Source organism: Serratia proteamaculans, assembly GCF_949794035.1.
In the GTDB taxonomy this organism is placed as follows: domain Bacteria; phylum Pseudomonadota; class Gammaproteobacteria; order Enterobacterales; family Enterobacteriaceae; genus Serratia; species Serratia proteamaculans.
On the sequence record NZ_OX461105.1, the window covers coordinates 121,957 to 135,320 of the forward strand.

The following is a 13,364-nucleotide window of genomic DNA, read 5'->3' on the forward strand; positions in this document are numbered from 1 at the left end:
TTTTATGTTTGTTTGCTGTTTCTCACAGTCTGTGTAAATCCCCACTGGTTATATTGACGACACCCCAAACAGTTGGCAATTTGGTAGCCTGAGGGGTAAGAGCGAGAGTTGTTTGAGTGAATCCCATACGCTCAGACGTCCCCACCGGGAGGCGTTCCATCCGGCTCTCTTGCGACTATCCCCCCAGCCTTCGGGCACGACTGCACAGGCCGCGCAATAAAAAATACAGGCTCTGGCGGTAATACACACATCACATCACATAATGGAGCACAAACGATGACAAGTTCCTTGGGAAAAACGGGGATTCTGAAATTCGGTATTGGGCTGATTGCGCTGACCGTTGCGGCCAGCGTGCAAGCCAAGACTCTGGTTTACTGTTCTGAAGGTTCCCCGGAAGGGTTCAACCCACAGTTGTTCACCTCGGGTACCACCTACGACGCCAGCTCGGTCCCTATTTACAACCGTCTGGTCGAATTCAAAATCGGCACCACCGAGCTTCAGCCGGGCCTGGCTGAAAAGTGGGATGTTAGCGAAGACGGCAAAATCTACACCTTCCACCTGCGTAAAGGCGTGAAGTGGCAGAGCAGCAAAGACTTCAAACCGACTCGTGATTTCAACGCCGACGACGTGGTGTTCTCCTTCGAACGCCAGCTGGACGCCAATAATGCCTATCACAAAGTCTCCGGCGGCAGCTATGAGTACTTTGAAGGCATGGACATGCCGAAGCTGATTGCCAAAATCGAAAAAGTGGACGACTACACCGTACGCTTTGTGCTGACCCGTCCGGAAGCTCCATTTGTGGCTGACCTGGGCATGGACTTCGCTTCTATTCTGTCTGCCGAATATGCCGACGTGATGATGAAAGCCGGCACCCCGGAAAAAGTTGACCTGAATCCTATCGGTACCGGTCCGTTCCAACTGCTGCAATACCAGAAAGACTCCAAAATTCTCTACAAGGCATTTGACGGTTTCTGGGGCACCAAGCCGAAGATTGACCGTTTAGTGTTCTCTATCACGCCAGACGCTTCAGTGCGTTACGCCAAACTGCAGAAAAACGAATGCCAGGTAATGCCGTACCCGAACCCGGCCGACATCGCGCGCATGAAGCAGGACAAAACCATCAACCTGATGGAACAACCGGGGCTGAACGTTGGCTACCTGTCGTTCAACGTTGAGAAAAAACCGCTGGATAATCTGAAGGTGCGTCAGGCGTTGACCATGGCGGTCAACAAGCAGGCGATCATCGACGCGGTCTATCAGGGCGCAGGCCAGGCGGCCAAGAACCTGATCCCGCCGACCATGTGGGGCTATAACGACGCGGTGAAAGACTACACCTACGATCCGGTCAAGGCCAAAGAACTGCTGAAAGAAGCGGGCATGGCGGACGGTTTCTCCATTGACCTGTGGGCGATGCCAGTACAACGTCCGTATAACCCGAACGCACGCCGTATGGCGGAAATGATCCAGTCTGACTGGGCGAAAATCGGCGTGAAAGCCAAAATCGTAACCTATGAGTGGGGCGAATACCTCAAGCGCGCCAAAGCGGGCGAGCACCAGACGGTGATGATGGGCTGGACCGGCGACAATGGGGATCCGGACAACTTCTTCGCCACGCTGTTTAGCTGCGCCGCAGCCAAAGACGGTTCCAACTACTCTCGCTGGTGCTACAAGCCGTTTGAAGATCTTATTCAACCGGCGCGCGCCGAATCGAACCACGACAAACGCGTAGAACTGTACAAACAGGCTCAGGTAGTGATGCACGATCAGGCTCCGGCGCTGATTGTTGCCCACTCCACCGTTTACGAGCCAGTGCGTAAAGAAGTGAAGGGCTACGTCGTGGATCCGCTTGGTAAGCATCACTTTGAGAATGTCTCTCTGGATTAATTCCACTACCGGTTAAGTCAGCGCCCTCTCTCCCCAAAGGAGGGGGGCGTTGTTGCCCGTAGGCAGAGAAACACCAGAAGTGTGTGAGCTTTAATAAGCCTGGCGGACGATGAGCTGCCGGGCATTGATACAGAGAGTTCGGGATATGTTGCAGTTCATACTCCGACGTTTGGGGTTAGTTATCCCAACGTTTATCGGCATTACTTTGCTGACTTTTGCATTCGTCCATATGATCCCCGGTGACCCGGTGACCATCATGGCCGGGGAACGCGGGATCTCCGCAGAACGCCATGCACACCTGATGGCGGAAATGGGGCTGGATAAACCGCTCTATCAACAATATTTCACCTACGTATCCAACGTGTTGCATGGCGATCTGGGTACTTCCCTTAAAAGCCGTATCTCCGTGTGGGAAGAGTTTGTTCCCCGCTTCAAGGCCACTTTGGAACTGGGCCTCTGTGCGATGATTTTCGCCGTGCTGGTGGGCATTCCGGTTGGGGTGCTGGCGGCGGTCAGGCGAGGCTCAGTCTTCGATCATACCGCGGTCGGCATTTCACTGACCGGCTACTCGATGCCGATCTTCTGGTGGGGCATGATGCTGATCATGCTGGTCTCGGTGCAGCTCAATCTGACGCCAGTCTCGGGGCGGGTCAGCGATACGGTGTTCCTTGACGATAGTCTGCCGCTGACGGGTTTTATGCTGATCGACACCCTGATCTGGGGCGAGCCGGGCGACTTCGTTGACGCGGTGATGCATATGATCCTGCCGGCCATCGTGCTGGGTACCATCCCGCTGGCGGTGATCGTGCGTATGACGCGCTCCTCGATGCTGGAAGTGTTGGGCGAAGATTACATCCGTACTGCGCGCGCCAAGGGCGTGAGCCGCATGCGGGTGATTGTGGTGCATGCGTTGCGTAACGCTTTGCTGCCGGTCGTCACTGTGATCGGCCTGCAGGTCGGCACCATGCTGGCCGGTGCGATCCTGACCGAAACCATCTTCTCCTGGCCGGGCCTGGGGCGCTGGCTGATGGACGCGCTGCAACGTCGTGACTATCCGGTTGTTCAGGGCGGCGTGTTGCTGGTCGCCTGTATGATTATTCTGGTTAACCTGCTGGTAGACGTGCTCTACGGCGTGGTCAACCCGCGTATTCGCCACAAGAAATAAGGGGCGCTCTAATGTCTCAAGTCACTGAGTCTGTTGTTAAAGGTGCGCCGAAGCCAATGAGCCCATTGCAGGAGTTCTGGCACTATTTCAAGCGCAATAAAGGGGCCGTTGTTGGCCTGGTATATATCGTTCTGATGTTTGTGATTGCCATCGGGGCCGGGGTGCTGGCACCGCATGCACCGGCGGATCAGTTCCGCGACGCGCTGCTCAGGCCACCGGTCTGGCAGGAAGGCGGCAGTTGGCAATATCTGCTGGGTACCGATGACGTTGGCCGCGATGTCCTGTCGCGCCTGATGTACGGTGCGCGGCTGTCGCTGTTGGTGGGCTGTCTGGTGGTGGTGCTGTCGCTGATCATGGGCGTGGTACTGGGCCTGCTGGCCGGCTACTTCGGCGGTGTGGTGGATGCGATCATCATGCGTATCGTCGACATCATGCTGGCGTTGCCAAGCCTGTTGCTGGCATTGGTATTGGTGGCGATTTTCGGTCCGTCGATCGTCAATGCTTCCCTGGCGCTAACCTTCGTTGCCTTGCCGCACTATGTGCGTCTGACCCGTGCCGCAGTCCTGGTGGAAGTGAACCGCGACTACGTCACCGCTTCACGCGTGGCGGGTGCCGGTGCGATGCGCCAAATGTTTATCAATATCCTGCCAAACTGCCTGGCACCGCTGATCGTCCAGGCTTCTCTTGGCTTCTCTAACGCTATCCTGGATATGGCCGCTCTCGGCTTCCTGGGTATGGGTGCACAGCCGCCTACGCCGGAGTGGGGCACCATGCTCTCCGACGTGTTGCAGTTCGCACAAAGCGCCTGGTGGGTTGTGACCTTCCCCGGTGTGGCGATCCTGCTGACGGTGCTGGCATTTAACCTGATGGGGGACGGCTTGCGTGATGCTCTCGACCCCAAACTCAAGCAGTAACAGAGGACGAGAGAGATGGCGTTATTAAATGTAGACAAGCTTTCGGTGCACTTCGGTGACGAAGGCACCCCTTTCCGCGCGGTAGACCGAATCAGTTACAGCGTGGAGCAGGGCCAGGTAGTGGGTATCGTCGGTGAATCCGGCTCCGGCAAGTCTGTCAGCTCGTTGGCGATCATGGGGCTGATCGACTTCCCCGGTAAGGTGATGGCCGACAAGCTGGAGTTTAACGGCCAGGATCTGCGCAAAATTTCCGAAAAAGAGCGCCGCCAACTGGTGGGCTCGGAAGTGGCGATGATTTTCCAGGATCCGATGACCAGCCTGAACCCGTGTTACACCGTCGGTTTCCAGATTATGGAAGCGTTGAAGGTGCATCAGGGCGGCAACCGTCGTACCCGTCGTCAGCGGGCTATCGACCTGCTGACGCAGGTAGGCATCCCCGATCCGGCCTCGCGGCTGGACGTGTACCCGCACCAGCTGTCCGGTGGTATGAGCCAACGCGTGATGATCGCCATGGCGATTGCCTGTCGGCCAAAGCTGTTGATTGCCGATGAGCCGACCACCGCACTCGACGTAACCATCCAGGCGCAAATTATCGAACTGCTGCTGGAGTTGCAGCAGCGGGAAAATATGGCGCTGCTGCTGATCACCCACGATCTGGCGCTGGTGTCCGAGGCGGCGCATCACATCATCGTGATGTATGCCGGTCAGGTGGTGGAATCCGGCAAGGCATCGGAAATCTTCCGTGCGCCACGTCACCCCTATACTCAGGCGTTACTGCGTGCGCTGCCTGAATTCGCTGCCGACAAGGCGCGCCTGGCCTCGCTGCCGGGCGTGGTGCCGGGCAAATATGACCGCCCAAGCGGTTGTTTGCTCAACCCACGTTGTCCGTACGCCAATGAGCGCTGCCGTACTGAAGAGCCGGAATTACGCACTATTCCCGGCCGTCAGGTTAAATGTCATACACCGCTGGATGATGCGGGGAGGCCGACCGTATGAGCCAGAACCAACCCTTATTGCAGGCGATTGACCTGAAGAAACACTACCCGGTCAAGAAGGGCATCTTTGCCCCGGAACGGCTGGTTAAAGCACTGGATGGCGTCTCTTTCACCCTCGAGCGTGGCAAAACGCTGGCGGTGGTGGGCGAGTCCGGTTGCGGCAAGTCGACGCTGGGCCGCCTGCTGACAATGATTGAAGTGCCGACCGGCGGTGAGTTGTACTACCAGGGACAAGATTTGCTGAAGCCGGACGTCACCGCTGAGAAGCTGCGGCGTCAGAAGATCCAGATTGTGTTCCAGAATCCTTACGGATCGCTCAACCCACGTAAAAAGGTCGGGCAGATCCTCGAGGAGCCGTTGCAGATCAATACCGGGTTGAACAGTGCACAGCGTCGTGAGAAAGCGTTGGAAATGATGGCCAAAGTCGGCCTGAAAACCGAACATTACGATCGCTATCCGCATATGTTTTCCGGCGGTCAACGCCAGCGTATCGCTATCGCCCGTGGCCTGATGCTCAACCCGGACGTGGTGATTGCCGATGAACCGGTCTCCGCCCTCGATGTCTCGGTGCGGGCGCAGGTACTGAATCTGATGATGGATCTGCAGCAGGATCTGGGGCTGTCCTATGTGTTCATCTCGCACGATTTGTCGGTGGTGGAGCATATCGCCGACGAAGTGATGGTGATGTACCTCGGCCGCTGCGTGGAGAAGGGCAGTAAAGACGCGATTTTCAACAATCCGCGTCATCCGTATACCCAGGCGCTGTTGTCCGCGACGCCGCGTCTGAATCCGGATATGCGCCGTGAACGTATCAAGCTGACCGGCGAACTGCCGAGCCCGATGAACCCGCCGCCGGGCTGTGCATTCAATGCCCGCTGCCGTCGTGCTTTTGGGCCATGCACCCAGTTGCAGCCTCAGTTGAAGCAATACGGCGACCAGATGGTGGCCTGCTTTGCGGTCGATCAGGATGAAAATCCTGCGGCATAACTTTGTTATCAATGACTATTACTATCAATGCCGGCATCTACGCCGGCATTTTTTTGATTTAATCCAAGGGATTATTAATTAGATTATTTAGTCAAAAGCCAATCTGTATTAATGGCGCTTATTCAGTTTAACGAAATCCTTACTAAATAACCTTTCATTAGGAATCTTCGCAGGATCATAATAAATTAACCACTTAATTTTACTTTGCCTAATACCGGCTATAAAAAAGCACGCCCGAAGGCGTGCTGAGTATTAAAGGGAATATTCTTAGGCACGTTTACTGTGGGTAAGGCACCCAATCACCGCCGTTCAAACGGATGTAGGGCTTGCCCTGATACTGCATCACGATGGCGTTGTCATTTTCTGAAATGACCGCCGTCTGCGGCAGGTTCTGCGTCAATGCCTGCCAGTCTACGCTCGGTGCGGTAAACGCCTTGCCGTCGACCAGGCGCGAGACCAGATCGGACAGCGCCAGGTAGCTGCTCGGCGTCTTGATCTGCAGCGGGCTACCCTGATGTGGCGCTTTCATGCCCACCAGTTTGATGCCCACCGGGGTATGGGTAATGTTCGGGCTTGGGATATCCCGCAGGCCGGACATCTGCATTTTGTCACCCACCAGGGCTGCGCCGTGCTCCGGCACAATCACCACCATTACCTTGCGCCCGGACTTCTCCAGTTGATCAAGGAAGGTATTTAACTGGTCGAACAGCTTCTGCGCCCGTGGCTGATAGTCCGCACTCTTGTTTGAACCAACGAAGCGGTTACCGTCATGCAGCGGAATGATGTTGAAGAAGGTGGCGCTGCGGGTATCACCGCTCTTCTGCTGCTGGCTCAACCAGCGGGTGAGCAGTTCCAGATCGTTGTAGATCGGCTCGCCGTCAAACGACGCCAGCTCATTGCCGATACCGGCCTGAGACATCAGTGGTGCCTGCATATCACCCTGTTCGCGCAGCTCTTTCAGGAAGTTGCCGAACACGCCGGAGTGATCCAGCATCAGCTGTTCTTTGAAGCCCAGCTTGGCCAGATTATCAAACAGATAGCACTGCTGGTTCACCGGTTGATACAGGTCGTGGTGCGAGGGCTGGCCGCAGCTGGCACGCAGCAAACGGATTGCCGCCGGGCCGCTGTAGGCGGTTGCCGAGTTGAAGTTGTCGAACATAATGTCCATCTTCGACCACAGCGGGTGGTTTTCCAGTTTCACCGCATCCATGTCAGCCCAGGCCAGCGAACAGATATTAATCACCAGCAGGTCGAACGGTTGAGCATCGGCAGGCAGGCTGGCCGGGAAAGCGGTGGCGCGGGATTTTTCCTTATCGTAGAACTGGTTCAGATAGGCCGTCAGGTTGGCGCTGGTGGGCGGCGCGCTGTCCGCCGGAGCGCTATCACCGCCAGCCGCCGGGGCTGTCGTTGCCGGCGTGCTGCTGCTGGTGGAGGCGGTGGTGCTGGCCGGCAGCAGTGACACCGCCGGACCGGCAATATTGACCAGATTCAGCCACACCAGCGCAGCGACGGTGAAGACCGTCACCCGCACCCACTGGGCCAAAAACAGATAGGCAATCAGCATCACAAAGGCGGCGCCGATCATCTGCCAGTTGATAAAGCGGTTGGTCAGCTCCAGCAGATACTGGGCACTGAAGCCGGTCAGTTGCGAACCCTGACTCATAATGCTGTTGATACCGGGTAGCCAGGTGTCGTGATAGAACAGCGCGATACCTATCGGGATCGCCACGTAATGGCGCCAACGGTGCACGCGCAGTGCCGGTATCGGCATCAACAGAAACGCCATGAACACCAGGTTTGGCAGCGCATGGAAGTTCAGGTAACCGAACCACAGCAGGGCAAACTTGGCCAGGAAGTAGTAGTTCCAGCCGCCCAGCCCACGCCAGTAGCGCCACAGGGAGTTGTCGGATTGCGGGGTGTTTGTTGGCTTCATGGCTGCTTCTTACGTTTAATCTGAGATGAAGAACCTTCGCGCACCCATAACCCGACGGATTTTAAATAGCGCGGTGATAACAACAGGTTTTGCCAGTATTGACGCCAGCGCGGGAAACGCCGGTGAAAGGCATAGCCCAGTGGAATGAAAATAAGCGCGCACAGGATAATCAACTGCACAATATCGTTAAGATTCAACATGCTTGTTCTCCTGCGTCGCGGTGGTGAGCGTGAAGGCCACCGGCTGACGGCGCTCCGGCGGGCTGTCGGCCTCGGCGGCGGTCTGGCGTGGCGTCGCCGGGGCGGTTGCTGCCGCCAACGGAACCGGGGCGTTGTGCGCCAGCCGTTTGATTTCTGAAATAATGTCCACGTCCTGGTGCCACACCACCCGGTTACTGAAAGCTTCGTCCACCGGCAGGCGGAAGATAAATTTCAGGGCGGTATCCAGATCGTTAATCCGGCAGGTAGAAAGGAACAGCACCAGCCGGCCTTGCACCACGGTCATCACGTCGCCGAAGCGGCGCAAAAAACACAGGGTCATCGCCTGTTCGGCACGCAGTCCTGGAGCCGGGCGCAGTGCGACCATCACGCCCTTGCCGTCTTCCGGCAGCAGCGTGTTGCCCATCAGCGAAATGACCGCTTGGCTGAAATCCTCCGGCCGCATATAGCCCTTCAGTTGCAATGGACGCAGCCCGGCCAGCAGGGTATCGATATCTGCCGGAACGTGGCGTGAGAAGCGTTGCCCCTGGATACCTTCAAGCATGGTCAGAAAGCGCGACAGCGGCGCCACGTGCGGCACAATCAGGTTGGCGCCGCAGGCCAGCAGCAGGCGTTCGTCGCTGTAACGCAGGCTGGCGCTCATCTCGCGCACGACGATTTTCAGTCCGTTACCGCGCTGGCGGCGCAGGCTGTGAATTTGGTGGGCCAGTGCATCGATTTCGTCGCTCTGGTATAGCGCAAAAATCAACGTTGCCGAGAGTGTCAGCATGCCATGCTGCGCCAGCAGCGCGTTGCTTTCCAGCAGCTGCCAGTTGGCCGACAGCGGGGGGGCACCTTCCAGAATACTCTGCTGGGCCAGATACAGGCCCTCGTCGCTGCGGATAGCGGTCGGGGAGGGTTTGTTGTCATCGTCACCCTGCCAGCCGTGCTCACCGACATACAGCGTCAGCAGTTGGTTGGCGTTGATGCCGTTTTCGGTGCTCCACCAGTTGACCAGATACTGGGCGCTGTCCTGTTGCCATTGCAGGCTGGACAGGCCGTTAAGGATCCGGTGTTGGGCGCTGAGCTGCCCCTTGAGTTTGTTGACGCCGCTGCCGTGGCTGAGGATCAGCAGCGTGCAGCCTTGTCGGCGCAACCAGGCACCGGTAGCGCGGGTCCAGTCACGCAGTTCTTCACTGGTGAAGGTTTGCCACAGGCTGGCGTGGGCCAACAGGATTAACAAGCGGTTTTGCGGTTTTAAGGCGCGCATCAGGTCGTCGCTGAAATGCGTCAGCGCAGCTTTTTTTTCCGGTAACTGATACAGCGGAATTTTTTTCAGGGCAGGGGAGGCGAGTTCAGCCAGCAGCCGATCGGGTTTTTCTCCGCTGCAAATCAAAGCGACCTGGCTGGTTGCAGCCTGGGCAGCTAAAGTTTGTTGGCAGAGCAGGTTAGCATCGGTTTGACGGTCGATATTCACCCAATACAGACCCGGAGCCTGCATGACAGACAGTTCTTCCCAAATCTGCCGAATACCTAATGAGAAAGATTGCGCCATAGGTTATGTTTCTACTTTCGTTGAAAGTGTCGTCGCGGCCAACTGAGTCTTGCTATTCAGTCATACTATCATTGGGATCAATAATAACAAATCTTACATTCTGTGTAATAATATCTCTTAGGAATCATCTTATTGGCCATGTCTTTTTATTACGTTGCTATAGTTAATTAACATTAGCCTATTTTTAAAGGCGGCAGAATGAATAATCAATTAACGCGCTTTCATGCAGTTGTACCGCCAGAAACACAGGATGATCTACTGGCCCTCAGCCATGCCTTTTCTTTACCAAAATTAAGTTATATCGATATTTCGCGTCAGGAGCGTTTAACGCAGATGATGACGCGCTGGCCGCTGCTGGCCGAACTGGTGCAGACCACGGGGAGTCGCTAATTTATGCCGGTGATTGCGCTGCAGGGTTTGCGAGGCGGAATGGGCGCGACGTCGGTCACTGCGGCGCTGGCGTGGGCATTACAGCAGTTGGGCGAGTCGGTGCTGGCGATAGATTTCGCGCCGGATAACTTACTGCGCCTGCATTTTAATACGCCGTTTGAGCTGGCGCGCGGCTGGGCCCGGGCAGAGCAGGACGGCGGCGATTGGCGGCAGGGCGCGATGCGCTACTGCGAAAACCTCGACTTTCTGCCTTTTGGCCGACTTACTGCGCCGGAACGGTTAAATTTACAACAGCATTGTCAGCAACATCCCGCCCGCTGGCAGGATAATCTGGTGCAGTTAAGCGCCAGTACCCAGTACAACTGGATCCTGCTGGATCTGCCTGCGGATGACGAGGTGCTGGCCCAACAGGCGCTGCCGCTGGCGGATTGTGTGTTTATGCTGATCGCGCCGGATGCCAATTGCCAGGTGCGGCTGCATCAACAGGCGTTACCGGACGACTGCCGTTTCCTGATTAACCACTACTTCGCCGCCAGCCAGCTACAGCAGGATTTGCATCAGCTGTGGTTGCAAACGCTGGGCGGGTTATTGCCGGTGGTTATACACCGCGATGAGGCGATGGCCGAAGCATTGGCGGTGAAGCAACCCCTGGGCGAGTACCGACCGGAAAGCCTGGCGGCGGATGAAGTGCTGACGCTGGCCAACTGGTGTTTGATCAATCTGAAGGATACGGCACCATGAGCCGGGTGATGAGCCTGCTGCTGGTACCACCGGTCCAACAGGCGGTGCAGACGCGTTATCGCGCCTACCGTCGCCATGGCTCATCGGCATTTACCGCCTTTTTCACCACGCTGCTGGTGGCGTTGGGCTGGATTTTCCTGCGCTTTGAATCTCCGGGTTGGCAACGGCTGCGAGCCGGTCGCGCCTATTGGTTCCCGCATCTGTCGTTTAGTCGCCCACGCCCGGCGGATGTGCTGCGCTATCTGGTGCAGGGGGTGTGGCTGTTGGTGTTCCGTACCGACCGCGAACCTCTGGGCCGCAATTATTTCGCCGGCTGGCAGCGCCTGCAATTGCGCTATGCCAACTGGCTGAAAACGGTGCCGCAGCGGCTGGAAAGCGCCGGGCTGGAGCAGCGTTCGGTGGCACGACTGAGCCGGATGAACCGGCGCCTGCGTCGCGTGCTGTTTATTATTGTCGGTGTTCTGGCGGCGATCCTGGCGATCCTGTGTATTTCGCAGCCGTTCGACCTGTCGGCGCAGTTTGTGTTTGTGCTGTTGCTGTGGGGCATCGCGATGGTGGTGCGTCGGGTGCCGGGCCGTCTGCCGGCGCTGATGTTGATCGTGCTGTCGCTGACCGTCTCCTGCCGCTATTTGTGGTGGCGTTATACCGCCACGCTGAACTGGGACGACCCGCTCAGCCTGACCCTGCGGCCTGCTGCTGCTGGTGGCGGAAACCTATGCCTGGGTGGTGCTGGTGCTGGGCTATTTCCAGACCGTCTGGCCGCTTAACCGCCAACCGGTACCGATGCCCGCCGACAGCGCGACCTGGCCGACCATTGATCTGCTGGTACCCACCTACAACGAAGACCTCGGGGTGGTGAAACCCACCATCTACGCCGCGTTGGGTATCGACTGGCCGAAAGAGAAGGTGACCATTTACATCCTCGACGACGGCAACCGACCGGAATTCAAGGCCTTTGCCGAAGAGGTGGGGGTGAAATATATCGCCAGGCCCACCCATGAGCACGCCAAGGCCGGTAACATCAATAACGCGTTGAAACAGGCGACCGGCGAGTTTGTGGCGATTTTCGACTGCGACCACGTGCCGACGCGTTCCTTCCTGCAACTGACCATGGGCTGGTTCTTCAAAGACAAAAAGCTGGCGATGCTGCAGACCCCGCATCACTTCTTCTCGCCGGATCCGTTTGAACGCAACCTCGGGCGTTTTCGTCAGACACCGAACGAAGGCACGCTGTTCTATGGGTTGGTGCAGGACGGCAATGACATGTGGGATGCGACCTTCTTCTGCGGCTCCTGCGCCATTCTGCGCCGCAGCGCGCTGGATGAAATTGGCGGTATTGCGGTGGAAACCGTCACCGAAGATGCCCACACCTCACTGCGTTTACACCGTCGCGGCCACACCTCGGCCTATATTCGTATCCCACAGGCCGCGGGGCTGGCGACCGAAAGCCTGTCGGCGCACATTGGCCAGCGTATTCGCTGGGCTCGCGGCATGGTGCAGATCTTCCGGCTGGATAACCCGCTGTTTGGCAAAGGGTTGAAGCTGGCGCAGCGGTTGTGTTACGCCAACGCCATGCTGCACTTCCTGTCCGGTATTCCGCGGCTGATCTTCCTCACCGCGCCATTGGCCTTCCTGCTGCTGCACGCCTATATCATCTTTGCTCCGGCGCTGGCGATCGCGCTGTATGTGCTGCCGCATATGATCCACGCCAGCCTGACCAACTCACGCATCCAGGGTAAATACCGCCACTCTTTCTGGAGCGAGATCTACGAGACGGTGCTGGCCTGGTACATCGCCCGGCCGACCACGGTGGCGCTGTTCAATCCGCACAAAGGCAAATTCAACGTGACCGCCAAAGGCGGGCTGGTGGAGGAGGAGCATGTCGACTGGGTGATTACCCGGCCCTATATGTTCCTGGTGATCTTGAATCTGGCCGGGTTGGTCTTCGGCGTCTGGCGGCTTGGCTACGGCCCGGCGGATGAAGTCATGACGGTCGTCATCAGCCTGGTATGGGTGTTGTACAACATGACCATCCTCGGTGGCGCAGTGGCGGTGGCGGTAGAGGCCAAGCAGGTTCGCCAGGCGCACCGGGTGGAGATTGCCATGCCGGCGGCGATCGCTCGCGCCGACGGGCATCTGTTCCCCTGCACGTTGCGTGATTATTCCGACGGTGGGGTGGGGATTGAGATGCGCGTAGCGGATGCGCTGAAAGACGGTGACAAGGTGTCGCTGTTGCTCAAGCGCGGTCAGCAGGAATACAGCTTCCCGTGTGTGGTGACGCGTGCCTTCGGCAGCAAGGTGGGGATCCGCATGGTCGGCCTCAGCACCCGTGAACATATTGATTTTATTCAGTGTACCTTTGCCCGCGCCGATACCTGGGCGTTGTGGCAGGACGGGTTCCCTGAAGATAAACCGATCGAAAGCCTGCGTGACGTTCTGGCACTGGGCTTCCGGGGTTATATACGTATGGCGGATTACGCACCGCCGATGGTGCGCCGCCTGCTGGTCGGAACCACGACGCTGATTGGGTGGGTAGTGTCATTTATCCCGCACGGCGTCGGCAGGGCTCCGGCCTTCAGCCAAAAAGAGACAGTGGTATAGGC

The 13,364-nt window shown here is 57.5% G+C and carries 10 protein-coding genes and 1 pseudogene; 8 read left to right on the plus strand and 3 right to left on the minus strand.

Annotation, left to right across the window (positions count from 1 at the left end; genetic code table 11):
- Positions 1-276: 276 nt before the first annotated feature.
- The 5 genes from dppA (at position 277) to dppF (ending at position 5,945) form a co-directional block, all read left to right on the plus strand.
- Positions 277-1,884 (plus strand): dipeptide ABC transporter periplasmic-binding protein DppA, encoded by a 1,608-nt coding sequence (gene dppA / locus QOT07_RS00560; RefSeq protein ID WP_099062211.1) that lies wholly within the window; start codon positions 277-279, stop codon positions 1,882-1,884.
- Positions 1,885-2,029: 145 nt separating this feature from the next.
- Positions 2,030-3,049: a dipeptide ABC transporter permease DppB gene (dppB, locus tag QOT07_RS00565; protein ID WP_099062210.1), complete on the plus strand. Its 1,020-nt coding sequence runs from the start codon at positions 2,030-2,032 to the stop codon at positions 3,047-3,049.
- An 11-nt stretch (positions 3,050-3,060) separates the two neighbouring features.
- Positions 3,061-3,963 carry a dipeptide ABC transporter permease DppC gene (dppC, locus tag QOT07_RS00570; protein WP_099062209.1) on the plus strand — a complete coding sequence of 301 codons (903 nt, stop codon included), beginning with the start codon at positions 3,061-3,063 and terminating at the stop codon, positions 3,961-3,963.
- A 15-nt stretch (positions 3,964-3,978) separates the two neighbouring features.
- Positions 3,979-4,959, plus strand: a complete 981-nt coding sequence (dppD, locus tag QOT07_RS00575; protein WP_099062208.1) for a dipeptide ABC transporter ATP-binding protein — start codon at positions 3,979-3,981, stop codon at positions 4,957-4,959.
- Positions 4,956-5,945 (plus strand): dipeptide ABC transporter ATP-binding subunit DppF, encoded by a 990-nt coding sequence (dppF, locus tag QOT07_RS00580; protein ID WP_099062207.1) that lies wholly within the window; start codon positions 4,956-4,958, stop codon positions 5,943-5,945. Before dppD ends, dppF begins: the two co-directional genes overlap by 4 nt.
- A 277-nt stretch (positions 5,946-6,222) precedes the next feature.
- On the opposite strand, the gene bcsG is transcribed toward dppF, so the two are convergent.
- Genes bcsG through bcsE form a run of 3 tightly spaced genes read right to left on the minus strand, consistent with a single transcriptional unit; the run spans position 6,223 to position 9,630 of the window.
- A complete protein-coding gene (gene bcsG / locus QOT07_RS00585; protein WP_283602407.1) occupies positions 6,223-7,878 on the minus strand; it encodes a cellulose biosynthesis protein BcsG in 1,656 nt (551 codons plus the stop codon).
- Positions 7,875-8,078: a cellulose biosynthesis protein BcsF gene (gene bcsF, locus QOT07_RS00590; protein ID WP_085115751.1), complete on the minus strand. Its 204-nt coding sequence runs from the start codon at positions 8,076-8,078 to the stop codon at positions 7,875-7,877. Before bcsF ends, bcsG begins: the two co-directional genes overlap by 4 nt.
- Positions 8,065-9,630 carry a cellulose biosynthesis protein BcsE gene (gene bcsE / locus QOT07_RS00595; protein WP_283602408.1) on the minus strand — a complete coding sequence of 522 codons (1,566 nt, stop codon included), beginning with the start codon at positions 9,628-9,630 and terminating at the stop codon, positions 8,065-8,067. Before bcsE ends, bcsF begins: the two co-directional genes overlap by 14 nt.
- 198 nt (positions 9,631-9,828) lie before the next feature.
- Here bcsE and bcsR point away from each other — a divergent pair, with 198 nt between their 5' ends.
- The 3 genes and pseudogenes from bcsR to bcsA all read left to right on the plus strand — a co-directional run bounded on the left by bcsR (position 9,829) and on the right by bcsA (position 13,362).
- A complete protein-coding gene (gene bcsR / locus QOT07_RS00600) occupies positions 9,829-10,020 on the plus strand; it encodes a cellulose biosynthesis protein BcsR (RefSeq protein WP_099062205.1) in 192 nt (63 codons plus the stop codon).
- Positions 10,021-10,023: 3 nt separating this feature from the next.
- Positions 10,024-10,761, plus strand: a complete 738-nt coding sequence (bcsQ, locus tag QOT07_RS00605) for a cellulose biosynthesis protein BcsQ (protein ID WP_099062204.1) — start codon at positions 10,024-10,026, stop codon at positions 10,759-10,761.
- A pseudogene (gene bcsA / locus QOT07_RS00610) lies at positions 10,758-13,362 on the plus strand (UDP-forming cellulose synthase catalytic subunit). The gene bcsQ and the pseudogene bcsA overlap by 4 nt, the downstream one beginning before the upstream one ends.
- Positions 13,363-13,364 lie beyond the last annotated feature (2 nt).

What these genes read in the sequence shown, in the direction of transcription:
- dppA (WP_099062211.1), top strand. Translation starts at nt 277, where the DNA reads ATGACAAGTTCCTTGGGAAAAACGGGGATTCTGAAATTCGGTATTGGG.
- dppB (WP_099062210.1), top strand. Translation starts at nt 2,030, where the DNA reads ATGTTGCAGTTCATACTCCGACGTTTGGGGTTAGTTATCCCAACGTTT.
- dppC (WP_099062209.1), top strand. Translation starts at nt 3,061, where the DNA reads ATGTCTCAAGTCACTGAGTCTGTTGTTAAAGGTGCGCCGAAGCCAATG.
- dppD (WP_099062208.1), top strand. Translation starts at nt 3,979, where the DNA reads ATGGCGTTATTAAATGTAGACAAGCTTTCGGTGCACTTCGGTGACGAA.
- dppF (WP_099062207.1), top strand. Translation starts at nt 4,956, where the DNA reads ATGAGCCAGAACCAACCCTTATTGCAGGCGATTGACCTGAAGAAACAC.
- bcsG (WP_283602407.1), bottom strand. Translation starts at nt 7,878, where the DNA reads ATGAAGCCAACAAACACCCCGCAATCCGACAACTCCCTGTGGCGCTAC.
- bcsF (WP_085115751.1), bottom strand. Translation starts at nt 8,078, where the DNA reads ATGTTGAATCTTAACGATATTGTGCAGTTGATTATCCTGTGCGCGCTT.
- bcsE (WP_283602408.1), bottom strand. Translation starts at nt 9,630, where the DNA reads ATGGCGCAATCTTTCTCATTAGGTATTCGGCAGATTTGGGAAGAACTG.
- bcsR (WP_099062205.1), top strand. Translation starts at nt 9,829, where the DNA reads ATGAATAATCAATTAACGCGCTTTCATGCAGTTGTACCGCCAGAAACA.
- bcsQ (WP_099062204.1), top strand. Translation starts at nt 10,024, where the DNA reads ATGCCGGTGATTGCGCTGCAGGGTTTGCGAGGCGGAATGGGCGCGACG.